Annotated in this window: 1 protein-coding gene; it reads left to right on the top strand. The window is 75.1% G+C overall.

All coding sequences use genetic code 11. The features are described 5' to 3' along the window. Positions 1 to 1,477 (top strand): sensor histidine kinase (locus H5J30_RS32890; RefSeq protein WP_181791343.1); only part of this gene is annotated, 1,477 nt, incomplete at both ends.

Here is a 1,477-nt window from a genome sequence, read left to right as displayed (position 1 = left end):
GTGGGTGGCGCCACGACGTACGGCGCGCTCATAGGCGGGTCGACGAGCGCAGAGACCCGCATGATCATCGGCGCCGGAGTGCTGGCCGTGGTGGGCATCACGGTCCTGGCGATACTCCGCATCGGCGCGCTCGCCGACGCCATCGACGCCGAGGAGGACGCCCGCGCGGAACGCAACCTGGAGCTGACCGCGCTCCTGGAGGCCGCGCAGGGCGAGCTGCTGCGCCTGGTCGACCAGGCGCAGCGCGGCGAACGCCCCGAGCCCGACACGCTGTCGCTGTCATCCCCGCCCTCCGCCGCCCGCGCCGCCGCCGACGTCACCCCCGAGTCGGTGGAGCGCCTGGTGCACGCCACCGTGCACGCCGCGCTCAAGGCGGTCGTGGACGTCTCGTCCCGCGGCCGCATCGAGGTCTTCGTCAACCTCGCCCGCCGGCTGCAGAACCTCGTCATCCGCTCCCTGGACGAGCTGGACGGGCTGGAGAAGCAGGTCGAGGACCCGGACCTGCTGCACGGCCTCTTCCAGCTCGACCACCTCGTCACCCGGCTGCGCCGCCAGGTGGAGAGCCTGGCGATCCTCGGCGGCGCCGTGCCGCGGCGCATCAGCCGGCCGATGCCGGTGAACGCCGTGCTGCGCTCGGCCGTCTCCGAGGTCGAGGACTACGGGCGGGTGAAGCTGGTGCCGCCGATGACCGGCGTGCTGGAGGGTGCCGTCGCCCCCGACGTCATCCACCTGATCGCCGAACTCGTCGAGAACGCCGCCGGGTTCTCCCCGCCGGAGACCAAGGTCGAGCTGCGCGTCGAGCCGGCCGCGGCGGGGTTGGTCGTGGAGATCGACGACCGCGGCCTGGGCCTGCAGTCCGACACGCAGGACCGGATGAACACCCTGCTGAGCCGGGCCACGCCGCAGGTCGTGGACGAGCAGATCAAGGACGGCCGCATCGGCCTCCTCGTCGTCGCCCACCTCGCGCGCCGCCACCGGATCCCCGTCCAGCTCCAGCGCAACGTCTACGGCGGCTGCCGCGCCACCGTGCTGCTGCCCAACGCGCTGCTGATGGACCCGGAGGAGAAGGGCGAGCGCGCCGCCGCCGCCCGCGCGCAGCAGGTCGCCGCGGCCGCCGCCCCGCACGTACCGGCGCAGGCACAGCCGCAGCCGCAGCCGCAGGCACCGGTGCAGCCGCAGCCCGCGGCGCTCGCCGCCGCCGCGCCGCTGCCCGCCGGGACCGCCGCCGCCGGTGCCGCCAACGGCGTGGCACGGCAACGGCCGCAGGGCGCCCACGAGATCAACGGCGCACCCCAGCTCACCGGCACCGCCGAGACCACCGGTGCGCACCGGATGACGGGGGCGCACGAGACCGCCCCCGCCCACGACACCGGCCGCGCCCCCGACCCCCTCGGCGCGTACGACAACACCCCCGCGTACGACGGCACCGAGTACGACACCACCGCCCCGTACGAGAACACCGCCGCCCACGAGCGCA

Origin of the sequence: Streptomyces phytophilus (genome assembly GCF_013870535.1) — a bacterium.
GTDB lineage: Bacteria > Actinomycetota > Actinomycetes > Streptomycetales > Streptomycetaceae > Streptomyces > Streptomyces phytophilus.
Note: the sequence above shows the minus strand (reverse complement) of the source record. Positions and strands in the feature narration are given on the sequence as shown.